This is a genomic window from Streptomyces halobius, assembly GCF_023277745.1.
Taxonomy (GTDB): Bacteria; Actinomycetota; Actinomycetes; order Streptomycetales; family Streptomycetaceae; genus Streptomyces; species Streptomyces halobius.
This window is the reverse complement of the sequence record NZ_CP086322.1, coordinates 9,176,373-9,199,182: the sequence shown is the minus strand read 5'-3', so window position 1 is coordinate 9,199,182 and position 22,810 is coordinate 9,176,373. Positions and strand designations below refer to the sequence as shown.

Sequence of the window (22,810 nt, the reverse complement as noted above, 5' to 3'; positions counted from 1 at the left end):
CCGGGCGGGGTGGGTGTACTGCATGGGTCCTCCAGCGGTTGCGGTCCTTTCACCAGGACCAAGTGCGGCTGGAAGGCCGATTCGGACAGCACCCCCTCGACTTTTCTTTTTCTTTACCTTTGGAGTCGGCGGCCGTTGACAGTGATGTCCTTGGACATTGAAGCCAGTCGATTTGCCATCCAACCCAGTCGGCTCACGGGCCGTTCATTGGCAATGGCAGTAACGCCGGACCCGGCGATCGTCTGTGTCCGACCCCACATAGGCTCTGGGCATGCCGGACAACATAGAAGCGATCGTGGCAAACCTGACGGAGTTGGAAGACGCCGACCCCGTAGTGGAGCTGGCCGAACGTCGGCTTGGTGACGGCGACCCTGCCTTCGTCGCCGACCTGGGGACCGCTCTGCACGCCCGATATGGGACCACCGGCGAACGGATGTGGCAGTACCGGAGCGTCTTCGGGAGCCTCTTGCAGCTGCTCACCACTACTCCCGGCCGGGAGAACATCGCACAGGCGGTGCGGCTGATAATCGCCACCGGCACCCGAAAGCAGATCCGCGCGGCTGCGTCCCAGCTGGCCTCCGAGCAGCCTCCGCAACTACTGGCCGCGGTGTTCGCCGAATCTGCCCCGTCTGCCGAGCCGATGGTGGAGTTGCGTGCTTGCCTCGTACAGGAGTTGGTACTCCGAGGCGCCGAGGTGGCCGAACTGCCCGAGGTCGCACGCTGGGTGTCCTCGGTGGAGTGGGCCCGGCACTCTCTGGCCTGGCTGCCGCTGTCGCGGCTTGAGACCGAAGGCGAACCTGGGCTTCCGAGGTACCACGCTCGCGGCGCGTCCTGGCCGCTGCCGTCGGGACGGGCTGAGGCGCACGGCGAGCCGGCCGTGGAGCCGATCGCCCATGTGCACGCGGTGAAGCGGACCACGACAAAATCCGCGGTGGAGGCCATCTCAGCGGCGGTGACGAACTGGTCTCAAGAGTCCAACGGACGGATCGCGGCCGCAACGTTCGCCCTCGCGGAGCCCGTCACCATCGATGCCGTGCCAGGCATCCTGGCGGCCCTGGACGAGGAATGCTTGGACGGGCTGGCCCCCTCCGCGGTTGCCCCGTGCTCGGCTGCCCAGGCGTGGCGACTGCTCTTTTCCGCCGCCTCAACGGGAGGCGCATACAACAATGGCCTGCAGGGTGCCTACGGGCGTCTAGCCGCATGGCAGTCCATGACAGCCCTGACGGGAGCTGAGTCAGGAGCCTCGGCGACGGCGGCTGAGTCCCGGGTGCAGACGTGCGACTGGTACAGCTTCGGCGCCACCACCAACTGGTTCGAGGACGTGGCGTGGGATATCGGACTGGCCGTCCTGGAGCCCCAGCGCCGGGGCCTTGCGGTGCTGGCAGCAACGGACACGGACTGACCACGCCGACTGCAAGGCCACGCGTCGGCTGGGTTGGATGGCACATCGACTGGCTTCAATGGCAAAGGACAAGTGAGGTGTCCGCTGCGGGCGGCAGACCGGACTGTCCCGTCTCTGCCGATCTGGCCCCTGCCTCAAGTGATCTGGTCTGGTTCGCTCTTCATCTCAGGTAATCTGGTTCGCCGCGAGCGGTGGTGTCCCTCGGGGAGCCGCTGAGCGGCGGTGTCGGCTACAGCGCGTCTTAGTAGCTGTTGTTTTTCCGGGCTTGAGGGCTGCGTTTTCGCTGGTGGGGCATAGGGCTGGCGATCCCGTGGGAGTGGTGGGCTGTCGTGTCGTCGCTCCTGTGGAGGTTGCGGATGTCGTCGGTCGTGGGACTGCTGGAACAGCACGAACTCTCCGCTCGACGCCGGGTGGACGAGCTGCGGGAGGAAGCCGACCGCATCCAGGCCGAGCTGGCCCTGGCCGAGCAGGAATGGAAGGAATGGGCCATCGCCCGCTCGCGGGTCGGCGCGGTGCTGGTTCCGGAGAACGGCAACGCCGATGCGGAGGCCGCCCGGGAGCTGCGGGATGCGGCGAGGCCGAAGTCGCAGGTGCCGGTGTGGCGTGAGGGGCTGGCCTGGTCGGTGCTGTCGGTCGACTACCAGCGCATCCTGCAGGCGCTCGCGGACCGGCATCGCCTGCATCAAGGGCCGCTGACCTGCCAGGAGATGGCCTCGGTGTTCGGCATGGACGTGGTGCCGGCAAAGGTGGAGGCACTGCGGTCGAAGGCGAAACGCCTGGTTGCCCGCGGCTGGCTGGCCGAGTCCGCGCCCGGCCGGTTCACGCTTCCCCAACCCGTCGCCTCGCGGCCAGGCGACGGCTCATGAGGAGCGTTATCGACCAGTAGATCATCGCCTCGGCGCTGGTGGTGCGGCGCTCGTAGTCGCGTGCCAGGCGGCGGGTGCGCATCAGGTGGGCGAAGAACCGCTCGACGATCCACCGCTTGGGCAGAACCACGAACCCCTTCTGGTCGTCGCTGCGCTTGACGATCGAAACGACCAGCGCCAGTGCCGCGAAGCAGTACTCGATGAGGCTGCCGGTGTAGCCGGCGTCGGCCCAGACCAGGGCCAGCCGGTGATGTGCGTCGGCCACCTGCGCAAGCAGCACCCGGGCGGCGGCGCGGTCGCCGGTGTCCGCGGCGGTCACCATCACCCCCAGCAGCAGGCCGAGCGTGTCGACCACGACGTGCCGCTTGCGCCCATTGATCAGCTTGCCGCCGTCGAAGCCACGGCTATCGGATCCGACGACGGCATCCGCCTTGACGGACTGCGAGTCGATCACCCCGGCCGTCGGCTCCGCGTCCCGCCCCAGCTCCTCGCGGACCTTCGCTCGGAGCCGGTCGTGGAACTCCTTGACCAGCCAGTGGTCGCGCCACCGGCGGAAGAATGCATACACCCGGTCCCACGGCGGGAAGTCCACCGGCATCGCCCGCCACTTGATGCCGTTGTCCACCAGGTAGCGGATCGCGTCCAGCATCGCCCGGTGGCAGTACGTCTCCGGCTGCCCGCCCCGGCCACGCAGCCAGGCCGGCACCGGCAACAGCGGCCGGACCACGGCCCACTCAGCGATTCGGGTGCCGCGCCCGGCCAGGTGGCCCTGATGGCCGCGCCGCGAACAAATCGATCAGCCGAACAGGGCATTCGTGGTCGCGTAGATAAATACCGGCCGTGAATACCGCAGCGGTGAGGGCGGCTAGCACCGGCACCTGCTCCGCGAAAACAATTCCTTCGGTCTGCTCGATCTCGATTTTCACCTGTCTTCGCGTCGTGGTTTAGGAAAGAAACGATGTCATTCATACGGGCTCCCTGTTTCTCATTCTTCGATTGCAACTGGAAGGCGTCTGCTCTCGCCACCAAGCGGACCGCATTCACACTGGCCCACAGGGGACCTGCCGCCCGATTCGCTATTGGTAGAACACATTCCGCATCTGCGCGAAGACTGCCTCTTGGAGAATGAATGCAGCATTTTGCGGAATGTGCATATGACGCGGATCACTCTGGATGGCGAGGTGCTGAATTGAACATTCCGCTTACGGTGGCCGAAAACCCGCTACTGTGGCTGGCTCCGTACAGCCAAAGATGGAATGAGTAAGTCGGCAGATTGGGTATCATGTCCTTCCCGCAGAAGGGACTGTCTGCCTGCCACTACCCAGAGGGAGTACCCGTGATCCGTGTTCTGCTCGCCGATGGCGACCACCGCATACGGGACGCGCTCACCGCGCTACTGGCCCTTGAGGAGGATTTGGAAGTGGTTGCCACAGCCACTTCCGGTTCAGAGGCAAAGTCCCTGGCCTGCCGAGACCATCCGGACGTTGCTGTCCTCGATCTACGGTTGCCGGAGCGTGACGGCATCAACGCTGCGGCCTCCATTCACGAAGCGCTCCCAGCATGCAAAACCGTGGTTGTTGCCACTCACGATCTGCCCGGCCACCTCAAACGTGCTCTGGAAGTTGGCGTCAATGCGTTCGTGCCCAAGTCGGCTTCGGCCCACGAGCTTGCCCAGATCATCCGCAGGGTACACAGAGGGGACCGCTATATCGATCCTTCTCTCGTCGCTGACGCTGTGAGTTCCGAAGGCTCAGTTCCAGGAACGGACTGAAGCAGAACAGGCCAGTTGCGCCCCGCCCCACTAATTGCCGGCGGCGCCGTCCTGGACGGCCGCTTCCGAACCGGCGGCCGCAGGACTCGAAATGAACGGGGAGACGAACACATACTCCGGCTCCTCTGAGTCATCGTGGCCGCTGTATTGCGCGAGCAGGAACTGAAATCCGGACAGCTCGGACCAGATGGGATCCCTCTCTTCAATACTGCGGGAAACGAAAGCCGCCAAAATCCGATGCGCCGGGAGAGACGTAGGGTTTTCTGCGTCGGCAACCTCGCAGCAAATGTCGAATACGGCCTTCTCCTTGCGTCGCCCCGGAAACCACATGCTCTGAGCCCTGGCACGAGGGGCGATCGACGAAGCAGCCTTCATACCGGACTCCGCGAAGGCGGTGCAGTCGTTGCGATTGCCCGGCAGCGGCCGACCGACGGCCAGTACGAGCGGCGTCTCCGTTTTGACCAGCACCTGGAGGTTCGCCGAGTATCGGTAGTTCTTCGACGAGGCCGACACTGTCCGGTCCCGAGTGGGTACCAACATACCGTCCATGATGAGGCCTTGACGTCTCCCTGGCTTGTGCCTGGCCGGCGCCAGCCAGCAAGGGCCCATGTCGAATAATGATCCGGCCGACCGCGCCAGGGGAGATTCTGAACAGCGGGGCGAGCTGGCGCATGGCGAGGTTGGTGCGGCAGTACATCGCCACCAGCAGGACCCGGTCCTCCAGCGTCAAAACCCATGGGCGGCCTGGCCGATCCGGGTAAAGCCCGGCCGCCCTCGCGCTGGACTGCATGGACCAAGCATGGGAACTGGCGAGGGCGCAGCCCGGTGAACGCCTCGATGAACTCACGGTGTTGAGTGAGATGATCTCCACGATCAGCCCAACGCCACACCCGTCCACGAGTTGCTTCAGTGGCTCAGAGGCTGATCTCGACAGGGGAGACCCGCACGTCAAGGCACGGGTGAATAAGGGATCGCGGCGCATAAAGGCTGACAGCACCACCTACCCATGGAGGCTTCGCGGAAGGCCGACCTACGATCAGGCTCTGGTCTCCCCTTACCTATGCTGTCGAGCCCGCGGAGACTCCCGTGACCCACAATGGTGATCACTCCGCTCGCATCAAGGATGGGCACCTGAGAGCGCCGGTACTCACTCCACCTAGACCAGTCACCGGGCTTCGTCTCCTCCCGCTGACTTGCTCCCACCTCGTTCGTGATCGTCATCTGCCCAGCGCACAAAGCGTCCGCGGCAGCTCTGACGCCACTGCTAGTGACCGGCATCATCGTCGGCGGCCGGGAGCGTCGTGACTGGGGGGCGAGATAGGAGCAGGAAGCACGCGACGGAATAAACGAAGCTCGCACTCTCCATGGCCGCAATCAGGCTGTCACAACACACCGATTACGGTGCATTTGCTGACAGAGTTGGAGAGCTGCCACTTGGCAGACATCTGCGCAATCGCCTACAGAGGACGGGCTCCGTGCCGACGTGCCCGAGAATCCTACTCGCAGGTACCGGGCTGGCCATGCGGTAATGACAATCGCAGGCTTTCCTATGTAATGAGCTGTGCTTCTCTCGGTGACGCGGAGGCCCCACCGAGAGCTGGCGAACCAGGGGGTCAACTCCACATCCGGCAGAACCCGCCAGGGTCGCTTCGAACGGCGTCCCCGTAGGGCTGATCGGCCTGAGGTGCCGCAAGCGCAACCACTCCCACCAGCGCCATCAGCTACGGAAACGCCCAGTCATGGTTACTTCTTGACGTACAGAGCCTGCGCAAGAACCCAGACGTCGGCGACCTTCACCATCTCCTCGTGACAGATGTACTGACGCCATTTTCCTTGGGCCTTTCCTTTGTCTCCTCCCTTTCGGCAGCTAGCCTCGTCCCACCCTACGAGCTTATTTTCAAGAAAGTATCCGGCCGGAGGCACCCACCCACGAGCTTCAAATGAAGCAGAGGCGTCGGTTGACCTCTCGATACCCGTTCCTGACTGTGTCACAGGTGCTGCAGTGGCCGTATGCGCCAAGCTGATGAGAGCTGCAGCTGTGAAGCTTGCCACGAAAAAGGACTTGCGCATTTTTGCTCCTTGTTGTTCGTGAATCGTCCAGTGCGGTGCGCTGGTGGAGACTGTTCGGATGTAGCATTCGAAACCCAGTCGTCTGCGTCGCAAGCCTGGGACGGGCAGAGGAGGGGGGCGCGCCCTGCCTTCAGCGATCCCCTGGAAGCTCAACGAGGCCAGGTGCTACGAAAGATGTGACGGACTGTTCGGCAATTGCAGCCGCCTGCTGCACCTTTCCTCCCCCTCATTTCCTTCCTCGCAAAGCAGGCGCGAGCGCAGTCACGCTCTGCTGAGGGACAGTGCAACCGCTTCGAGTAAGGAAACATCATCACGGATCGGGCCAGACTCGCAAGAGATCATTTCGGCCATCCCCCTTTGCGAGCAAGCGATATCCGGATTCATTTCTTCCGGCTGTTGATGAAGGGGGCCGAGGCTGAGGCGCACCGGCCAGCGTGACGGGTTTCACTCAGGCACTGGACTGGTCGCCTGCGCCGGGCAGGATCAGATCCCTATCTCTCGCGCATTTCGGAGCCGAAGCTGTGGCCTCCAGGCGTTTTCGTGACCGATCACAGCTGAAGGCCTGGACCGTGATGGTTGTCGCCGCAGGCCGGCGTCCGCAGGACATAGATCCGCTCCTCGATGGGTTCACAGAAGTAATCGTGTGGCCCATCGCCGAGCGACCGTGTCGCATAGTTCTGGCGCATTCGGCGGGGCATGGATTGGACCCAGAGGGGGCCGGCGAGCCCTTCCTCAAGATTGAAGAGCACTCAAGTCAGATCAGGCGGACGTCAATGTTTGGCCGCAGCGATAGCCAGGAGCACGCGCTTGCCCCGTTCTTCGGTGATGGCGTACTGCCCGCGGTGGGGGCTATGCAGCCACCCGGCGTCTGTAAGCAAGCGCAGATGGTGGTAGAGCTGACCGCTCGTTCCGGTGCCGTCGAGAGCGCTTAGCTCCCGGACCGTGCACGGTCCCTGAATGACGGCCTGAACAAGGCGCAGGCGCACAGGGTGCCCTAGTGCCTTTATGAGGGCCACAGCGCCGGACTGCTCGCTTCATGGCGCTCAAGGTAACTCTTCTTACCCCACGCATGACCTGACGGTATGCCGGTCATCTGGAGAGTCCGCTGATGCAGCCCCATTCCTTCGCGGTCGGCGGCAGCGCCATTGACCGGTTTCATGCAGATGCGGACCGCCAGAACGCCGATCAGCGTGCCGGACCAGGACCGTCGTTATCCGCCCTGCGTGACGCCATGCTTGATGTGGCCGGCGTCGAAACGCATGGCGGGCTGTGTTCACGTCCCGGTTTGACCGGCTGCCGGGCAGGGGCAGTCTCCCCCGACGACAGCGCCGGTCCTCAAGACCACGATCAGGTCCTGAGGACCGACGTTTCGCGGTGGCTAGCTGCCAACACGCTCCTCGGACAGGATCTGCTGCCGCAGCTCCACCAGCGCCCGCAGAGCATGGCTGTACATCTGGATGCTCTTCTCGCTGTGCGTGTTCACGGCGGTCTTGACCTCGTTGAAGGTCTTGGCGATGACCTCGTCCAGGTCGTTCTTGTCGATGCCGTTCATGCTGCTTTTCCTTTCGGTAGGCGTGGTCAGTCTCGGTTGACGGGCCACGAGGTGATGTACTGCCAGGGACCGCAGTCCTTGGCGTTTTCGGCGCCCTTGCACACCGTGAGCTGGCCGGTGGTGGTGAGCTGGTAGGCCTGCCGCGCCTTGACACCGACGGTGCCAGGGCCGCAGACCTCGGCCTGTTTCCGGAGCGGGCCAGGGGCCAAGTCGTTGATGAACCGGGTCCACACCGAATAGCAGCCTGCACCGGTGTTGGACAGCTTTCCGCTGATCACCAGGGAGCGGGGCTGCTCGATCCACCGCTCTCCGGTAGCGGTGGCTGTCTCGTGTCCGGCCGACCACGCGACGGTCCGCGCCGGCTTGCTGTCGTCCGCGGCGGTGGCCGGGGTGGCGACGGTGAGTAGGGCGCCGACGGCGGCTGATGCGGCGACCGGGATGCGAGCATGCATCAGATCAACTCCGTCTTCTGGGGGGATAGGTCGGGCGAGGTCCGTATGCCGTGGCGGCGGAGTGCGGACAGGGCCGCGAGATGGCCGCACATGCCGTGCACGGAAGGCCCGGGAGGGGTGGAGGCCGAGCACAGGTACACCCCGCGCAGCGGCGTCGTGTACGGGTCCCAGCGCGCCGTCGGGCGCGCCAGTGACTGGCGCAGGGTCATGGCTCCCGCGGCGATGTCCCCACCCACGTAGTTGGGGTTGTACGCCGCGTACTGGGCGGCCGAGAGGCCACGGGAGGCGATGACCGTGTCGGTGAAGCCCGGTGCGTACTCCTCGATGCGCCGACGGATCAGGTCGACCAGGTCGCGGGTGTCGCCGTTGGGGACGTGGGCGTAGGCCCATACGGGCCGTCTGTCCCCCGCGACCCGGGACGGATCGGTGGCGGCGGGGTCGACGACCAGGACGAACGGGTCGGGGACCGGGTTGCCCGTGGCGGTGGCGGTTTCCTGGCGGAAGATGTCGGCCCGGGTGCCGCCGAGGTGGACCGTGCCGGCCTGCCGCACGAGCGGGTTGGCCCACGGGATGGGGCCGGAGACGAGGAAGTCGGCCTTCGCCGCGCCGGGGCCGTAGCGGAAGCGGCGCAGGGCGCGACGGTAGCCGGAGGGCAGCCGCTCACCGGCGATGGCCAGGAGTTCCTTGGGGCTGACGTCCAGCAGGACGAGCGGGAAGTCGCCGAGTTCGGACAGGTCCCTGACGCGGTGTCCGGTGTGGAAGACGCCGCCGTGTGCGGTGATGTCGGCCGCCATGGCATCGGCGATGCGGGCGCTGCCACCCTCGGGAAGGGGCCAACCGCTGCTGTGGGCGGTGTGCGCCAGGAGCATCGCGACCGCCGCCGACGCGACCGACGGGAGCTTGCCGACGGCGTGCGCGGCCACGCCCGCCAGCAGCGCCCGCGCCGGCTCCGTGGTGAACGGTGTACGGGTGGTGGCGTGGGCCAGAACGCGGGGGGCGAGCAGCAGAGGTGTCAGAAGATCCGGCGGCAGGGTGCGCTGGCTGGACAGGACCAGGTCGACGACGGCCCGGGACCGGGTGGCCAGGGGGCCCATGAGCCGTGCCCAGCGCGGGCCGTCCGCGCCCAGGTGGTCGGCGGTGCGGGTGATGCTGCGCCACGTGGCCGTCGCCCGCCCGCCGGGCAGGGGGTGTGCGTACGGCATGTCGGGCTGCAGCAGCCGCACTCCGCGCGCCGGCAGGTCGAACCGGCGGAAGAATGCGGAGGCGGCGGCCATCGGGTGGACGGCCGAGCAGATGTCGTGCACCACGTCCTGGTCGAAGAGCGGTTCGGTGCGCAGGCCGCCGCCGATGGTGTCGGCCGCCTCGAACAGGGACACGCTCAGTCCGGCTCGGGCGAGGGTTACGGCGGCGGCGAGCCCGTTGGGCCCGGTGCCTACGATCGCGGCGTCCGTCATGAGGCGGCTCCGGCGGGGGCGAGCTGTCGGCCGGCGAGCCGCCGGTAGGTGGTGTCGCCGTCCATCAGCTCGGCGTGCGTACCGCTGGCGCGCAGTCGCCCGTCCTCGATGACGAGGATGCGGTCGGCGCCGATGGTGGTGGAGAGGCGGTGCGCGATGGTGAGGACCTGACAGCGGGCGCCGATGGTGGTGATGGCGTCGCGCAGGGCCGTCTCGGAGTCGGAGTCGAGGTTCGAGGTGGCTTCGTCGAGGAGCAGCACATCGGGCCGGGTCAGCAGGGCGCGGGCGATGGCGAGGCGCTGCCGCTGCCCGCCGGACAGGCCGGTGCCGCCTTCGCCGAGCTCGGTGTCCAGGCCGTCCGGCAGGGCGTCGACGACCTCGGTCAGGTGGGCCGCCTCCACCGCCTCGGCGATGTCCTCGAGGGTGGCGTCCGGGCGGGCGTACGTGAGGTTCTCCCGCACTGTGCCGCGCATCAGCGGGGAGTCCTGCTCGACGAGACCGATCCGGGCGCGCAGTTCGCCGAGCGGCATGCTCGCGGTGTCGGTTCCGGCCAGGCGGATCGTGCCCCGGTCGGGGGTGAAGAAGCGCTCGACGAGCTGGAACAGGGTGGTCTTGCCGGCGCCGGACGGGCCGACGATCGCGGTCACTCCGGTGGCGGGCAGGGAGAACGACACGTCGTTCACGGCGGGGGCCGCGGTGTCGCTGTAGCTGAAGGTGACGGTCTCGAACTCGACCGCCGGTGCCCCTGCGACGGTGCCGGAGCCGGTCGCGTCGCCGGTCTCCTCCTGGTCGATGGCGGCCAGGTCCTGGACCCGGTCGATGGCGGCCCGGCCCTGTTGGAACTCCCCGAGCGACATGAACAGCATCACCAGGGGAGACACCAGATAGAACAGGTACATGATGAACGCCGTCAGGTCCGCCACCGGGAGGGCCCCGGTGGCGGTGCGCGCCATGCCCCAGGCGATCACCACAGCCAGGGATACTTGCGTACCGACGTTCATGGCGGGCATCAGCATCGCTGACAGTCGGGTGACGCGGATACCGCTGCCGCGTGCGGCGTCGGCGAGAGTGTGGAGGCGCTCCTCCTCGCGCTGCTCGGCCCGGGACGCCTTCACGGTGGTCAACGCTCCCAGCACCCGCAGGAGTCCGGAGCCGTAGGCGCTGGTGTCCTCCCGGTTCGCCACTGCCGCCTTGCGGACCGCGCGGGCCAGCCCGAGGGCGATCGTCGAGGCGGCACCGAGGCAGCCGGCCGTGACCAGCAGCATTTGCCAGTCGATCCATGCCATGACGGCTATACAGCCGATGGTGGTGAACCCGGAGGTGATTATCTGGGCGACGGAGGAAGACAGGGCGATGCGGGCGAGGGAGGTGTCGGCGACGGTACGGGTGAACACATCACCGTGCTCGAGCTTGTTGAACGCCCGGATCTGCGAGTGCAGGAGACGGCCGGTGAGGGTGGTGCGCATGTCGAGGACGATGTTCTCCCCGGCGCGGCCGATCAGATAGAAGTGGGTCGCGGCCAGCAGTGCGTCGGCAGCGAACAGGGCGGCGATGGACACGATCGGCCACAGCACCGGCCGGTCTGTCGCGACGGCTTCGATCAGGCCTCCGATGAGGAGGGGCTGCACGAGGGTGGCGGCGGTGCCGGCCAGGCCGAGGAGGGTGCCGGCGCCGAGCAGCAGCCGGTGGCGGCGGATGATCACGGAAATGTTCACTGGCTGCCCTTATCGAGGACGACCGCGATGACCGCGGCGATGGTCGCGGCGAAAACGAAGCTCTTGATCCACGCGTCCCGGGTGACCACGCCGTTCTCGCGGAACATCACCAGGGTGCTCGGTACGGCGAAGGCGAACGCGATGGCGAACCACGTCAGACGGCTTGCTGTCAGCACTGCCGGACCCCCTCCCTTCCCTGCCTACTTAGTGGCGCGCGCGGTGTACCAGTCGTAGGGCTGCATGCCCTCGGCCGCGTACACGTGCTCGACGGTGAATCCGGCCAGGTTCAGGCAGACTTCGACCTCGTTGCGTTCGAGGAGGAGGACGTGTTCGCTGAACTCCACGGGCGGTTTGCCGTCTTCGTCGATGCGGGTGCCCATGGTGAGGACGTCTGCGTCGTCGAGGGTGACGGTGAAGGTGGTGGTGCCGCCGTGGTGCGGGGTGGGCATCGTCACCGTGTGCTGCTTCACGAGCGGCCGGTAGGCGTTGGTGGCGTAGTACTCCAGCGACAGGGTCGCGCCCGGCGCCAGCACCTCGCGTACGTGGGAGAGGGCGGCCGTCAGCTGTTCGCGGTTGTCCACGCACGCCAGCGAGCCCATGGTGGAGTACGCCGCGTCGAACGGGCCGGTGACCGGCAGCGGCTCTCGGAAGTCGGCCCGCACCAGCGATACGTTCCTGGGGACGGTCTTGGCGCGGAACTCGTCCAGCATCGGCCGGGAGTTGTCCAGGCCGACCACCTGGGCGGCAATGGCGGAGACAGGGATGGCGACGCGGCCGGTCCCGACGCCGATCTCCAGGACGTGGGCACCGGTAACGTGCGGGCGGAGCCGGTCGACAGCGGCCTCGGCGGGCATGGCGGGAGCGATCAGCGAGTCGTACACGGACGCGACCGCGGTCCCGTACTGCACGTCCTGCGTGTCCTGAGTCACGGGTTCACCTGTTCGTAGTCGAAGACCATGTCGTACTTGGGGTCTTCGCTGTGGTCGTAGCCGGAGTAGCGCACCAGCAGCACCTGGAACAGCGGAAGGCCCGGCTCCGGAGTGAGGCGCCGACGGACGAACTCGTTGACGAGCCGGTACGCGGACTCCTTGGCCTCCTTGTGCAGCGGGGTCATCGCACCCGGGTTGTTCAGCAGGGTGGAGGCCACGTCGAAGATGGCCTTCTCGGCGCGGCGGCCGGGGAACCAGAAGGCGTGGATCAGCTTGCGGGGTGCGATGGAGTACACCTCCCGCCACTCGGTGTGCTCCGTCTTGTCCTCGTTGGCGAGCCGGTAGAGGAAGTGCTGGTCCTCCACGGCCGGGTTGGGCGCGAAGAACCGCCAGTTGGGGATGAGGATCCCCGTGCCCGTCTTGTCACCGCTGCGGACCTTGTCGTAGCTGCGGTCGGGGTGCTGGCCCAGCACCGACGCCACGAACCAGCCGGCGAGGATCGCCGGTACCGCCCGTTCCATCACCGTGGACGTTCTGCTCACGCCGCCTCCCCCTGCTCCTGCCGGTCTTCTCCGGCGTACTGCGCCGCGGCCGCCGCCACCGCGTCCTCGATCGCCCTGGTGGTGAGCGGGGCGTGCTCGACCCCGCCCGTGATGGACAGATGGCTGGAGCCGGGAATGGTCACGATCCGGCCCCCGCTGCCCGACGCGATGTACTCGTCGTACAGGTCCTGGTGTTCGGGGGTGTCCCGCATGGTCGAATCGGCCGCCACCACCGAGACGGGGATCCGCAGCCGGTCGAGGAGCCGGCCGCCGTCGAGCATGAAGGCGTACGAGTAATCCCACTCGCGCTGCCCGGCGCGCCATGTGGAGGAGGCGGAGCCTTCCAGACGCAGCGCCCGCAGGTGCGGGCTTCCCTCTGCGAAGGAGAACAGGCCCTTCTTGTCGATGAGCAGACCGGCGCCGAACACCGACGACCACGGGCCGAGCTTCATCGTCAGGTTCACGCCGCGGGAGCCTTCGCGCTGCCTGCGGGAGTGCAGCAGCTCATTCGGGTGCGTGGGGTCGACCAGTACCAGTCCGTGGACCCGGTCGGGGGTGGCGGCGGCCGCGCGGTGGGCGAGGTAGCCGCCGAGGGAGTGCCCGGCCAGCACGCACGGCCCGTCGCTGGAGACGGCGTCGGCGATGACTTCGGTCAGGTCGTTCACGGACTCGCTGAGCGCGAAGTCCTCCGGGCAGCGCCGCAGCGACGACCGGTATCCGGCCCGGTCGTACAGCACCACCGAGATCGCCGGGTCGAGGTGGTCGGCGACGAGCAGCCAGGCCGCGGACGAGTTCATCAAGCCGGCGTCGCACACCAGCGTCGGACCGCCCGCCTCACCACGCCGTACGTGGTACGTGATGAGGTTGCCGCTGTCGCAGCGCAGGCGGCGCCGTTCGAAGCCCGCGTGGCCGGACTGGGAGGCGAGGGTGGCGTAGCCCTGGTGGGCGAGCCCGGCGGCCAGGCACGCGGCCAGACCGGCCGTGGTCAGCTTCCCGAACGTAAGCCGGCTCATGCCGCCTCCCCCGTGCCCTTGGCGAGTGCTCTGACGGACGGATAGGTGGACGCGAACGCCCAGGCGAAGCGGGACAGGCCCATGAAGCGGGCGTTGGCTACGTGGAAGGCACCCATGACCAGCAGTCCGGCGTCGATGTACTTGCCCTTCTTGAGGAGCAGCAGCGGAAATCCGCATTCCAGGGCGAGCACGGTGTGGCAGACCGCGCGGGATACGGCCGGGTACTTCTCCAGCTGGTTGTAGAACCACTCGTCGCCGTACGTCTGGGTACGCATGATCTTCGCGAGGGCGTCGCCTGACCGCCAGGCGTCGCCGGGGAGTTTGGCCCACCCCGACGCCCCGTAGGAGAGGACGGTCTGGGCGCCGATGAACTGCACGGCGGCGGTTCGGGTGGCGTCGGTGCCGCCGGCCCGGCCGAGGGCGGCGGCGGTCTGTACCAGGAACGACACCTGGTCGGAGCCATCAGTGCCGAACAAATGCCTTGGGTAGATGAGGAGCTGACTGCCCGCCAGGTAGGCGTTGGCGGCCATCCGCACCTTGTTGTTCTTCACCGGTGAGATGAGCACCGCCGCCGCCAGGGCACGGGAGCCGTGGAGCGCCTGGGTGACCGGTTCGCGGGCGATGAAGTCCTTGACGGCCTGCATCGCCTTCGTCTTGGCGGGGACCTGGGCCCTGGTGTGGGCCCAGTCGTTCAGGCCGCCTGGTTCCCGGTCGGTCCTGCGCACGATGTACTCGAGGCTGGACAGCAGGTGCGTGGCGGCGGACAGCCGCTCGGCGGTGGTGAGCGGCTTCGCGCACGCCGACTCAGCGGCTCTGCGGAGACGTGACAGCATGATCTGTTCCTGGTCGCATGTCAGTTGAGGTGGCGTGGGCCGTGAGGTGGCGTGGGGCGGTGAAAGGGAGAGGCGGGAAACCCCGAACCGCCGGAGGCTTCCCGCCAACGCCCGGTTACTTCTGGGCGGACTTGACCGCGGCGCCGACGCCGGCGGCGGCGGTCAGGACGGCGGACACCTTGCCGCCGGCCACAACGCCTGCCACGAACGCAGCGGGGGTCGCCATCACGGGAGCGACCGAGCCGTCGGCCGCCTGGCCGGCGCCTGCGTTGACCTTCTCAACGAGCACGGACATGGTGCATCCTCCAATAATCTGATAGATGGGACAGTGCTCCGGTTCTGGCAGACACTTGCGCTGTCTGCCAGAACCGAAGTCCCAAGAACCGGGGCTCACAGGGCTCAGCCCGTGGCCACCTTGTACGCCGCGTAGGCAGCGCCGGTCACCGCACCGGCACCGACCACTGCACCAGCGGCCTTGGCGATCACGGGGGTCGCGATGAGGGCCGGGGTGGCCATGACGGGAGCCGTGCCGCGAGCGGGCGCGCCCGCCTCGAGCGCCCCCTTGAGGGACGCGTTGGCGTTCACCTTCTGCGTCAGCATGTGTTTTTCCTCCTCTCCATGAGTTGTCGGGGCAGGGAACATCCCGCCACCGCGCGGAATACCCGGCGGCGGGAAGTCTGGTGGAAAGAGAAATGTCACGGCGATCGCTGAAATCGCGATATCGACGATCGAAATAACGGAAACTGGGTCGCTGAAATACGGGGCAGTCGTCACAGTGAGAGATGATTCCCGTACGCGGGCCCGGCCGGACTTCCGGTAAATGCCCAGGCTTACTTGGGCTTTACCATCGGCCATGCGGGCGGCGGAGCGTCAGCGGGCTTCCGCGGGCGTGACAGCAGCGGCCGTGATGGGCGCCGCGAGGTACTACTTGACCTTGGTGGTCACGTACCCGACGGCGGCGGCACCGACGATCGCGGCCGCCTTGCCGGTGGCCTGCGTGAAGATGGCCGGAGTGGCCATGATGGGCGCGACGCGCGCCTCGGGGCCGCACTCGGCAACGAAACCCTCGAGCGAGGCGCCCTGATTCGCCTTGTCCAGGACCATGAACTTCCCCCTTGATTGAGAACACGTGGACTGCGTGGACGGCCCGGCACGGCCACACCTGGAGGGCGGGCGACGAAGCATCGGGGTGTCCGCGGCACCGGGCGGAGGACGGTCAGTTCCTGCCGCCGGTGAACGTGCCGTCAGTATATGTACGACCAGCTCGACTTGATCAAGTATTTACCCATGTGATAGGCGTCACACTGTAATTATTTTGGCGGGATTTGAGGTTCCGGATGTCTCGCGTCACTTTCACGGAATCTGCAATTTCGCGCCTCGCTTCCCCTTGGATGCGTGTGAAAGGATCCGCTCATCCCCTGCCCATTCCTTTGAGGAAGGACGCATGACCCAAGAGGAATCCAGTCATATCCACGCCGATGACGTCTGGCGCCGATACGGGCGCGGAAAGAACGCGTTCGACGCCGTACGCGGAGTCAGCTTCACCGTCCGGCCCGGGCAGCTGTTCGCCCTCCTTGGCACCAACGGCGCCGGCAAGACCTCCACAGTCGAGCTCCTCGAGGGCCTCGCCGTCCCGCACCGCGGCCGCATCCGTCTGTTCGGCGGCCTCGACCCGGTCGCCGACCGGGACCGAATCCGGCCCCGTACGGGGGCGATGCTGCAGGAGGGCGGCTTCATATCCCATCTGACGGTGGCGGAAAGCGTGGAGATGTGGGTCCGGCTCACCTCCCGGTCGCGCCCGGTCGCCGAGGCCATAGAACTCGTCGGGCTGTCCCACCGCGCCGACGTGATGGTGCAGAACCTTTCCGGAGGCGAGAGGCGCCGACTCGATCTGGCCGTCGCCACGCTGTCGCATCCCGACGTGCTGTTCCTCGACGAACCGACCGCCGGCATGGACGCCGAGGGCCGCCACGCCACTTGGCGACTCATCCGGAGCATGCAGGAGCGGGGCACGACGATCCTGTTGACCACGCATTACCTGGAAGAAGCCGAGGCCCTCGCCGACCAGTTGGCGATCATGCACCGGGGGCGGATCGCCGCCTCCGGCACCGTCTCGGAGATCGTCGCCGACCACTCGTCGACGCTGTCGTTCGGTCTGCCGGACAAGTGGACCGTTCACGACCTGCCCGTCAGCGGCACGGCGGAGGAGCGGGGCAGACGGGTGACCATCAGGACCGGGCAGTTGCAGCAGGACGCCACGCGGCTGCTCGCCTGGGCCGAGGGTCATGACGTGACACTGGACCGGTTCACCGCGCGGCCGGCCTCCCTCGAAGAGGCCTTCATCAGCATCGCGAGCCAGGAAGGGGAGGCGGAGTGAACGGTCTGGCCATGCGGCACATGAAGGCCCTGTTCCGTATCGAGTGGAAGCTGTTCAACCGGATCAAGGCGAACTACATCTTCGTGCTGTTCGTGCCGTTGATGCTCCTCGTGTCGATGCGGTTCGTGCAGGACCAGATGGAGCTCGACAAGCACGGCCTGAACCCGGGCCCGCTGATGGTGTCGACCGCCGCGGGGATTCTGATGATCTTCTCGCTGTACTCGTCCGTCACCGGACTGTACGTGGCGCGCAGGGAGGAGCTGGTGCTCAAGCGGCTGCGTACGGGAGAGGTATCCGACCCGGTGATCCTCGCCGGCGGCGCGTCCATGTACATCACGATCGCCGTGGTGCAGATCGTGGCGATCGCGGCCGTGCTGTCCGTGATGTTCGGTGTGGCGCCCCGGCAACCGCTCGCAGCGGCCGTCGGGTTGTTCACCGGTGTCGTGCTGATGACGGCGATGGCGGCCGCGACGGCGGCAATGTGCCGGACTGTCGAGTCCGTGCTGGTCGCCACGCTCCCGGCCATCTTCATCCTGCCGATGATCTCCGGGATCTACATCCCCCGCGAGGTGCTGCCCGAGGCACTCGGCGACGCGCTGCTGCTCGCGCCGCTGTCACCGACGGTCGACCTGATCCGCTCTGGGTGGACCGGTGAGCTGACAGCGGGCGGTGCGCTGATCCGAAGCGCGCTGGCGATCGCGTGGACGGCTCTGTTCGCCTGGATCGCGGCCCGCAGATTCCGCTGGGAACCCCGCACCTGACACTCGGTTGGAACGAAGCGGCGGTGTAACCGGACCGGGCTGCCTTGCAGGGCCGCGCCTGCAGTTGACTTCCAGCGTCAGGAGCGTCAGCGGTTCTGAAAGTCGCGGAACCGCTGACGCGAGAGCTCAATCGACGTCCTCCGGACGGGCACCACACCGGATTTTCCCGGCCACGGGGCGGGACCGACAGGGCCCGGGATGACTACCAAGAGGCCCTGTTCTCATGCCCGCGGCCAGCTGCGATCACCCGATCGAGACTCCCGTTCGACGCACACCCCTCAAGATCGGAACGACAACAGCTACTTACTGTTCGGCGGGGAACAGGATGGGGCTGAGGAGGTAGCGGGTGCGTTCCTGCGAGGGTTCGTTGGCGAGGAGGGGCGCGATGGCGGCTTGCATCGCGCCGATCAATGCTACGAGTTCGTCCCTGCTGACCCAGATCGCGTGCTGCCGATAGCCGACGAGGTCGTCCGCGGGATCGCTGTCTTCGCGCTCCAGGTAAGCGCCGAACTCCGCGACCAGGGCGGCCATGGCGGCAGCGAATGCCCGCTTGTGGTGCTGCGGGGTGAGCGCACGCGCGGTTTCCGCGTCGATGCCCGCCTGTTCCTGCCGCAGCCGGTAGCAGCGTTCGACGGCGCCCCGCACCCGCCGTTCGTCGGCGACGTCGAGGATGCCGCCCGCGGCGAGAAGGTCGACGTGCCGGTAGACGGTCGCCTTGGACACGTCCGGGATCAGGGCGCACAGCTGCCCGGTGGTCAGGACCCGCCCGCCGCGCAGTGCGTGGACCACGCGGAGGCGGACAGGATGCGCCAGGAGTTCCAAGGTGTCCATGACCCAACTTTCTCATGCATGCTACCTTTCTCAAAATCTAAGAAAGGTGATGCGATGCAGACTGCGAAGGAGACCGCCGTGTTGGTGGTCGAGTGGGCACGCGATGGCCGTTTCAGGGAGATCGCTGCGCTGTTCACCCCGCCGTTGCGCGCTGCACTGACCGCCGAGATACTCCAGACGGCCTGGCTCGCCGAGACCGCGGGAACCGGTCCGATCACGGACTTCGGCGAACCATCCAGCGAGCCCCTGCGGCCAGACCTGACCCGTGTCAGCGTTCCCGTGGTCTGCGAACGGGGACAGTTCACCGCCGTCATGTCGGTCGACTCCGCCGGCCTGCTGAACGGGCTACGGCTCGCGCCCCCTGCCTGCGAGCCATGGACGGCGCCCTCCTACGCGGATCCGGACTCCTTCGAGGAACACGACGTCACGGTCGGAGCCGGTGCTCTCGCCGTGGCCGGCACCGTCACCGTTCCGCGTGGCGACGGCCCGTGGCCCGGGGGCGTGCTACTGAGCGGCGGAGGTCCCTTCGACCGGGACGCGACCAGCGGACCCAACAAGCCCCTCAAGGACCTCGCCTGGGGTCTGGCCAGCCGCGGCGTGGCGGTGCTGCGCCACGACAAGGTGACCTTCACGCACCCGGCGGAGGTGGCCGCCGCGGACGACTTCACGATGACACGTGAGTACGTCCCCTACGCCGTCGCCGCTGTCCGTCTGCTCCAGGAGGAGCCGTGCGTCGATCCCAGCCGGGTGTTCGTCGCCGGGCACAGCATGGGCGGCAAGGTCGCCCCACGGGTCGCCGAGACCGAGCCGTCCGTGGCGGGCGTCGTGATCCTGGCGGGTGACGCCGAGCCCATGCACCGGGCAGCCGTCCGGGTCGTAGGCCACCTCGCCGCCCTCGACCCTGGCCCGCACTCCGAGGCGGCCCTCGCGGAGATCACCCGTCAGGCCGCTACCGTCGAGACCGCCCTGTCACCCCGTACGCCCCGAGAGGACCTGCCCTTCGGCCTTCCTGCCTCGTACTGGCTGGACCTGCGCTCCTATGACCCGGTTGCCACCGCCGCCGACCTGGACAAGCCGCTGCTGATCCTCCAGGGCGGCCGCGACTACCAGGTCACCGTCGAGCACGACTTGCCCCTCTGGCGAGAGGGACTGGCCGGGCGTCCGGACGTCACCATCCAGATCCACGAAGCCGACGACCACCTCTTCTTCCCAGGGACAGGACCGTCGACGCCCGCCGGGTACATGGCACCCCAGCACGTCGACGCGGCGGTCATCACGGACGTCGCCGCATGGCTGGACGGAACAGCAGAGCCGGACCAGATCGGCTGAGACAGCATTAGGCATTCACGCCCGGGACCACATCACATGAGATTCCCAGCATCTCCACGTCTCAGCTGAACTGGTCGCCGCAGGTCAGGAGCCCGACTCGGAGCCAGATCATTTAAGACCGGACAAGGACCCTGCGCTCATCCATCGCGGCGGCCGGCTCCCGTCTCCCCGTCGCGTCTCGCTGGCCACGGCTTGCGCGGCCGCCTGCCGGGACGTGGTGGCCGATCAGATGTCTCGGATGGCCGATCGGCCACGACCTGCCGACCGGCCATCGGCCATGACCGGTCGGGCGCCATCGGCCATGACCGGGCCGCGCGAACCGGCCACGGACCTTGTGGCCGCTGCTCCGTCCGGATCGGCCACCCCCTTGCCCGCCGCCCGCCGCGGGCACGCGGCCATCCTCCGGGGCATGCCCAGGGCCACAGCAGGGGGCGGGAGCAGGCATGCCCAGGAACAGCGCCGCCACAGGACAGGGCTGCCCTGGCACGCCCTCGCTGCCCGAAGGGCATGCCCAGGGCCGGCGGCCAGGTCCCGCTCAGGACTGCCCTAGGGCGTCAAAAGGCATGCCCATTCAATGGGCATGCCTCCCACCTGCTGTTTTAGGGCTGCGGGCATGCCTTTGGGCACGCCCCGATGAGGAGAGTTCACGGCACGAGCTGAAAGGAGCGGTGCCGTGAACACGACCCCGAACACGACCCCCGGGATCTTCCGTCGTCTGGACGCGGAGTGGGCTGAGCTGTGCGCAGACCCTGGCGTGCGAGGCGCCGTCTACGGATGGCTGATGGCCGACTGCCTGGCCGTCGAGGTCGCGGCCGTGACCGATTCCTGGGTGCGCGCCCTCGGTCCCGAACAGCTCCTCGCCGCGCTGCGTCCGACCGAATCGGCCACGGGCGATGCGCTGACCGATGCGGTGCTGCGCGCCCTCCTCGACCGGGCGGCCGGCCATGGCCGATCGGCCATCCTGGCCGCGCGCATCGTGGTGCAGGCGATGGTCCCGGCCGCGGTGCGCATCACGCGCGGACAGATCCGTCCCTTCGGTGGCCGCACCCTCGACGACGTCGGCCACATGGTCATCGCCGCGCTCTTCGAGATCGCGCGCAGCGGCAAGGTGCACCGCCGCCCCGGCCGCCCGGCCGCGAACCTCGCACTCGATGCACTGCGACGGATCCTGGACGACCTGGCCGCGGACCGCGAACCCCGTGGATCGGCCCTGAACGTCGCTGAGGATCTCGCCGATCCCCTCGACCCCGCCTGCGCTTGCATGGTGCGTTGCGCCGCAGCCACCGCCGGTCTCGATGAGACCCCGGCCGAGGAAGACCTCACCACTGCGCGCTTGCAACTGCTGGAGCTGGTCCTGGACGCGATGGACGACGGTGCCCTCAGCGAGGCCGACGCCCGCGCCATCGCAGGGCACTACCGCAGCAACCCGGCTCCCCTGCCCGATCACGACGCTGCCCGCGCCGCCGGCACCAGCGTCAGCACCTGGCAGCGCCGCCGCAGCCGCGCCGTCGCGCGCCTCAAGACCGCCACCCGATCCACCGCTCAACCCGCTGCCTGACCACCCCGGCCGAAGGAGCCCGCTATGTCCACCACCCGGCCGTCCGCCCTCTCGAAAGCGGACGAGGATGAGGTACGCGTCACCACCGCGCAGCGCCGGCTGATCGCTCTGGGCGCTGCTCTGGTCGATCGTCCTTTCGACACCTCCATCCACCAGCGGTTGCTGCGCTTCCTGAACCAGGACATCGGCGCGGTGCTGGCGTCCCTGCGCACACTGCAGCAGCGGCCCGAAGCGCAGCTGCGGGCCCGCATCGCCGAGCTGACCCCCCTGTCCGCGCACGTGACTGCCGGGCGGCACCTGTGATGCGGCTGCGCAGGGCCAGGCCGGCCCCCGAGCACTTCCCCGACGACTCCCGTACCGGCCTTGCCTCCAGCGAGGCGGTGGACACCGGATGGGCCACCACATCGACGTCCACGGGAGCCATGGCCAACTGGACAGCGTTGGCGCGCTGGAGCGCCTGGGGCCTGCTGCTGGCCGGCCCGCTTCTCGGCGGCTTGGCACTGGCCTCCACCACGAAGCCGGTGACCGTTCCCCCACGGGCGGAGGCACCGCGGGCGCAGCCCGCGTCGTCGGACGCGGTGGCTCCGGCGGGCTTTGCCGAGATGTACGTCGCCGCCTACGTGAAGGCGGGTCAGAGCGATGCGGCCGCGGAAGAGCTCGCGGCGTTCTACCCGGCGGCCCGATCCATGGCGTGGTCGGCCGAGGGCGGGGCGGAGCGCGCGGAGTCGGCGTCGGCGGTGCAGGTGCGGCAGATCTCGTCCGGCTACTGGTCGGTGACGGTGGCCGCGCGGATCACCGGCTCGGCGAAGGACTCCGACAGCGGCCGCGTCCGCTACTTCCAGGTGCCGGTGCGGGCCACGGCCGGCTCCAACGGCGCGGCCTCGGGATGGACTGCGGCGGCGCTGCCTGCCGAGGTCGCAGCCCCGACCGGCTCCAAGGGCGCGGCCCCCGAGCTGTCGTACGGCTCGACGCACGCTCCGCTGGCGTCCGACCCGGCAATGCAGACGATCAACGGCTTCCTGGCCGCGTACCTGACGGGCCGCGGTGAGCTGGACCGCTACCTCTCCCCCGGCACGACGCTGCACGCGGTGCGGCCCGCTCCGTACACAGCGGTGACGGTGACGCAGATCGCCGACCACGGCCAGGGGCCGGCCGAGGGCGCCGAAGCCCAGACACCGCCCGACGGGGTCCAGCGCCGGCTCCTAGTCGACGTCGAAGGCGAGAGCAAGCACACAAGCGGCCGGCCGATGACCTACGCGATCGAGCTGCGCGCCCGGGACGGCCGGTGGGAAGTCGCTTCGCTCGAAGCCGCGCCCGCCCTGGCCACATCCGACAACTCTTCAGATTCTTAAGGA

The 22,810-nt window shown here is 67.8% G+C and carries 27 protein-coding genes; 9 read left to right on the top strand and 18 right to left on the bottom strand.

The features are described from left to right. The first annotated feature begins 271 nt into the window (after positions 1-271). Positions 272-1,402: a DUF6183 family protein gene (locus tag K9S39_RS41630; protein ID WP_248868501.1), complete on the top strand. Its 1,131-nt coding sequence runs from the start codon at positions 272-274 to the stop codon at positions 1,400-1,402. Between the two features lie 356 nt (positions 1,403-1,758). Continuing rightward, positions 1,759-2,268: a hypothetical protein gene (locus K9S39_RS41625; protein WP_248868500.1), complete on the top strand. Its 510-nt coding sequence runs from the start codon at positions 1,759-1,761 to the stop codon at positions 2,266-2,268. Here the strand turns inward: K9S39_RS41625 and K9S39_RS41620 are convergent. Together K9S39_RS41620 and K9S39_RS41615 are read right to left on the bottom strand one after the other, a co-directional pair. Continuing rightward, on the bottom strand, positions 2,222-2,995 hold the full coding sequence (locus tag K9S39_RS41620) for an IS5 family transposase (protein ID WP_248868499.1): 774 nt from the start codon (positions 2,993-2,995) through the stop codon (positions 2,222-2,224). The genes K9S39_RS41625 and K9S39_RS41620 overlap by 47 nt on opposite strands. Before the next feature lie 7 nt (positions 2,996-3,002). After that, on the bottom strand, positions 3,003-3,194 hold the full coding sequence (locus tag K9S39_RS41615; protein WP_248868498.1) for a hypothetical protein: 192 nt from the start codon (positions 3,192-3,194) through the stop codon (positions 3,003-3,005). Between the two features lie 410 nt (positions 3,195-3,604). Between K9S39_RS41615 and K9S39_RS41610 the strand changes: the two genes are divergently transcribed. Beyond that, complete coding sequence (locus K9S39_RS41610) at positions 3,605-4,039, top strand: response regulator (protein WP_248868496.1); 435 nt, start codon at positions 3,605-3,607, stop codon at positions 4,037-4,039. A 30-nt stretch (positions 4,040-4,069) separates the two neighbouring features. Here the strand turns inward: K9S39_RS41610 and K9S39_RS41605 are convergent, their stop codons facing one another. The 15 genes from K9S39_RS41605 to K9S39_RS41530 all read right to left on the bottom strand — a co-directional run bounded on the left by K9S39_RS41605 (position 4,070) and on the right by K9S39_RS41530 (position 15,703). Further along, positions 4,070-4,579, bottom strand: coding sequence for a hypothetical protein (locus K9S39_RS41605; RefSeq protein ID WP_248869257.1), 510 nt, complete (start codon positions 4,577-4,579; stop codon positions 4,070-4,072). A gap of 1,203 nt (positions 4,580-5,782) precedes the next feature. Beyond that, positions 5,783-6,109, bottom strand: coding sequence for a hypothetical protein (locus K9S39_RS41595; protein WP_248868495.1), 327 nt, complete (start codon positions 6,107-6,109; stop codon positions 5,783-5,785). 770 nt (positions 6,110-6,879) lie between these two features. Then, a complete protein-coding gene (locus K9S39_RS41590) occupies positions 6,880-7,095 on the bottom strand; it encodes an ArsR family transcriptional regulator (RefSeq protein WP_248868494.1) in 216 nt (71 codons plus the stop codon). Between the two features lie 392 nt (positions 7,096-7,487). Continuing rightward, complete coding sequence (locus K9S39_RS41585; protein WP_248868493.1) at positions 7,488-7,661, bottom strand: hypothetical protein; 174 nt, start codon at positions 7,659-7,661, stop codon at positions 7,488-7,490. A gap of 26 nt (positions 7,662-7,687) precedes the next feature. Beyond that, complete coding sequence (locus tag K9S39_RS41580) at positions 7,688-8,113, bottom strand: hypothetical protein (protein WP_248868492.1); 426 nt, start codon at positions 8,111-8,113, stop codon at positions 7,688-7,690. Beyond that, complete coding sequence (locus K9S39_RS41575; protein ID WP_248868491.1) at positions 8,113-9,567, bottom strand: phytoene desaturase family protein; 1,455 nt, start codon at positions 9,565-9,567, stop codon at positions 8,113-8,115. The genes K9S39_RS41580 and K9S39_RS41575 overlap by 1 nt, the downstream gene beginning before the upstream one ends. Beyond that, positions 9,564-11,282 (bottom strand): ABC transporter ATP-binding protein, encoded by a 1,719-nt coding sequence (locus tag K9S39_RS41570; RefSeq protein ID WP_248868490.1) that lies wholly within the window; start codon positions 11,280-11,282, stop codon positions 9,564-9,566. Before K9S39_RS41570 ends, K9S39_RS41575 begins: the two co-directional genes overlap by 4 nt. Continuing rightward, positions 11,279-11,458: a hypothetical protein gene (locus K9S39_RS41565; RefSeq protein WP_248868489.1), complete on the bottom strand. Its 180-nt coding sequence runs from the start codon at positions 11,456-11,458 to the stop codon at positions 11,279-11,281. Before K9S39_RS41565 ends, K9S39_RS41570 begins: the two co-directional genes overlap by 4 nt. A gap of 24 nt (positions 11,459-11,482) precedes the next feature. Continuing rightward, on the bottom strand, positions 11,483-12,211 hold the full coding sequence (locus tag K9S39_RS41560) for a class I SAM-dependent methyltransferase (protein WP_248868487.1): 729 nt from the start codon (positions 12,209-12,211) through the stop codon (positions 11,483-11,485). Next, positions 12,208-12,753: a hypothetical protein gene (locus K9S39_RS41555; RefSeq protein ID WP_248868486.1), complete on the bottom strand. Its 546-nt coding sequence runs from the start codon at positions 12,751-12,753 to the stop codon at positions 12,208-12,210. The genes K9S39_RS41560 and K9S39_RS41555 overlap by 4 nt, the downstream gene beginning before the upstream one ends. Further along, complete coding sequence (locus K9S39_RS41550; protein WP_283113393.1) at positions 12,750-13,766, bottom strand: alpha/beta hydrolase; 1,017 nt, start codon at positions 13,764-13,766, stop codon at positions 12,750-12,752. Before K9S39_RS41550 ends, K9S39_RS41555 begins: the two co-directional genes overlap by 4 nt. Next, positions 13,763-14,599: a hypothetical protein gene (locus K9S39_RS41545; RefSeq protein ID WP_248868485.1), complete on the bottom strand. Its 837-nt coding sequence runs from the start codon at positions 14,597-14,599 to the stop codon at positions 13,763-13,765. Before K9S39_RS41545 ends, K9S39_RS41550 begins: the two co-directional genes overlap by 4 nt. A 115-nt stretch (positions 14,600-14,714) precedes the next feature. Beyond that, complete coding sequence (locus K9S39_RS41540; protein WP_248868484.1) at positions 14,715-14,894, bottom strand: hypothetical protein; 180 nt, start codon at positions 14,892-14,894, stop codon at positions 14,715-14,717. Positions 14,895-14,998: 104 nt separating this feature from the next. Beyond that, a complete protein-coding gene (locus tag K9S39_RS41535) occupies positions 14,999-15,454 on the bottom strand; it encodes a hypothetical protein (protein WP_248868483.1) in 456 nt (151 codons plus the stop codon). Positions 15,455-15,523: 69 nt separating this feature from the next. Further along, the gene (locus tag K9S39_RS41530) at positions 15,524-15,703 is read right to left on the bottom strand and encodes a hypothetical protein (protein ID WP_248868482.1); all 180 of its coding nucleotides are present in this window, start codon (positions 15,701-15,703) and stop codon (positions 15,524-15,526) included. A 340-nt stretch (positions 15,704-16,043) separates the two neighbouring features. On the opposite strand from K9S39_RS41530, the gene K9S39_RS41525 reads away from it, so the two are divergent. Both K9S39_RS41525 and K9S39_RS41520 read left to right on the top strand, forming a co-directional pair. Beyond that, on the top strand, positions 16,044-16,976 hold the full coding sequence (locus tag K9S39_RS41525; RefSeq protein WP_248868481.1) for an ABC transporter ATP-binding protein: 933 nt from the start codon (positions 16,044-16,046) through the stop codon (positions 16,974-16,976). Positions 16,977-16,987: 11 nt separating this feature from the next. Next, positions 16,988-17,737, top strand: a complete 750-nt coding sequence (locus tag K9S39_RS41520; protein ID WP_248868480.1) for an ABC transporter permease — start codon at positions 16,988-16,990, stop codon at positions 17,735-17,737. Between the two features lie 303 nt (positions 17,738-18,040). Here the strand turns inward: K9S39_RS41520 and K9S39_RS41515 are convergent, their stop codons facing one another. Then, positions 18,041-18,568 carry a helix-turn-helix domain-containing protein gene (locus K9S39_RS41515; RefSeq protein WP_248868479.1) on the bottom strand — a complete coding sequence of 176 codons (528 nt, stop codon included), beginning with the start codon at positions 18,566-18,568 and terminating at the stop codon, positions 18,041-18,043. A gap of 54 nt (positions 18,569-18,622) precedes the next feature. On the opposite strand from K9S39_RS41515, the gene K9S39_RS41510 reads away from it, so the two are divergent. The 4 genes from K9S39_RS41510 to K9S39_RS41495 all read left to right on the top strand — a co-directional run bounded on the left by K9S39_RS41510 (position 18,623) and on the right by K9S39_RS41495 (position 22,807). After that, positions 18,623-19,897 (top strand): alpha/beta hydrolase, encoded by a 1,275-nt coding sequence (locus K9S39_RS41510; RefSeq protein ID WP_248868478.1) that lies wholly within the window; start codon positions 18,623-18,625, stop codon positions 19,895-19,897. A 673-nt stretch (positions 19,898-20,570) separates the two neighbouring features. Continuing rightward, the gene (locus K9S39_RS41505; protein ID WP_248868476.1) at positions 20,571-21,455 is read left to right on the top strand and encodes a hypothetical protein; all 885 of its coding nucleotides are present in this window, start codon (positions 20,571-20,573) and stop codon (positions 21,453-21,455) included. Between the two features lie 24 nt (positions 21,456-21,479). After that, positions 21,480-21,758, top strand: coding sequence for a hypothetical protein (locus K9S39_RS41500; protein WP_248868475.1), 279 nt, complete (start codon positions 21,480-21,482; stop codon positions 21,756-21,758). Then, complete coding sequence (locus K9S39_RS41495) at positions 21,758-22,807, top strand: conjugal transfer protein (RefSeq protein ID WP_248868474.1); 1,050 nt, start codon at positions 21,758-21,760, stop codon at positions 22,805-22,807. Before K9S39_RS41500 ends, K9S39_RS41495 begins: the two co-directional genes overlap by 1 nt. Positions 22,808-22,810: the final 3 nt, after the last annotated feature.

What these genes read in the sequence shown, in the direction of transcription:
- K9S39_RS41630 (WP_248868501.1), top strand. Translation starts at nt 272, where the DNA reads ATGCCGGACAACATAGAAGCGATCGTGGCAAACCTGACGGAGTTGGAA.
- K9S39_RS41575 (WP_248868491.1), bottom strand. Translation starts at nt 9,567, where the DNA reads ATGACGGACGCCGCGATCGTAGGCACCGGGCCCAACGGGCTCGCCGCC.
- K9S39_RS41595 (WP_248868495.1), bottom strand. Translation starts at nt 6,109, where the DNA reads ATGCGCAAGTCCTTTTTCGTGGCAAGCTTCACAGCTGCAGCTCTCATC.
- K9S39_RS41545 (WP_248868485.1), bottom strand. Translation starts at nt 14,599, where the DNA reads ATGCTGTCACGTCTCCGCAGAGCCGCTGAGTCGGCGTGCGCGAAGCCG.
- K9S39_RS41520 (WP_248868480.1), top strand. Translation starts at nt 16,988, where the DNA reads ATGCGGCACATGAAGGCCCTGTTCCGTATCGAGTGGAAGCTGTTCAAC.
- K9S39_RS41585 (WP_248868493.1), bottom strand. Translation starts at nt 7,661, where the DNA reads ATGAACGGCATCGACAAGAACGACCTGGACGAGGTCATCGCCAAGACC.
- K9S39_RS41535 (WP_248868483.1), bottom strand. Translation starts at nt 15,454, where the DNA reads ATGGCCGATGGTAAAGCCCAAGTAAGCCTGGGCATTTACCGGAAGTCC.
- K9S39_RS41500 (WP_248868475.1), top strand. Translation starts at nt 21,480, where the DNA reads ATGTCCACCACCCGGCCGTCCGCCCTCTCGAAAGCGGACGAGGATGAG.
- K9S39_RS41515 (WP_248868479.1), bottom strand. Translation starts at nt 18,568, where the DNA reads ATGGACACCTTGGAACTCCTGGCGCATCCTGTCCGCCTCCGCGTGGTC.
- K9S39_RS41540 (WP_248868484.1), bottom strand. Translation starts at nt 14,894, where the DNA reads ATGTCCGTGCTCGTTGAGAAGGTCAACGCAGGCGCCGGCCAGGCGGCC.
- K9S39_RS41605 (WP_248869257.1), bottom strand. Translation starts at nt 4,579, where the DNA reads ATGTTGGTACCCACTCGGGACCGGACAGTGTCGGCCTCGTCGAAGAAC.
- K9S39_RS41525 (WP_248868481.1), top strand. Translation starts at nt 16,044, where the DNA reads ATGACCCAAGAGGAATCCAGTCATATCCACGCCGATGACGTCTGGCGC.
- K9S39_RS41495 (WP_248868474.1), top strand. Translation starts at nt 21,758, where the DNA reads ATGCGGCTGCGCAGGGCCAGGCCGGCCCCCGAGCACTTCCCCGACGAC.
- K9S39_RS41530 (WP_248868482.1), bottom strand. Translation starts at nt 15,703, where the DNA reads ATGGTCCTGGACAAGGCGAATCAGGGCGCCTCGCTCGAGGGTTTCGTT.
- K9S39_RS41550 (WP_283113393.1), bottom strand. Translation starts at nt 13,766, where the DNA reads ATGAGCCGGCTTACGTTCGGGAAGCTGACCACGGCCGGTCTGGCCGCG.
- K9S39_RS41510 (WP_248868478.1), top strand. Translation starts at nt 18,623, where the DNA reads ATGCAGACTGCGAAGGAGACCGCCGTGTTGGTGGTCGAGTGGGCACGC.
- K9S39_RS41580 (WP_248868492.1), bottom strand. Translation starts at nt 8,113, where the DNA reads ATGCATGCTCGCATCCCGGTCGCCGCATCAGCCGCCGTCGGCGCCCTA.
- K9S39_RS41625 (WP_248868500.1), top strand. Translation starts at nt 1,759, where the DNA reads ATGTCGTCGGTCGTGGGACTGCTGGAACAGCACGAACTCTCCGCTCGA.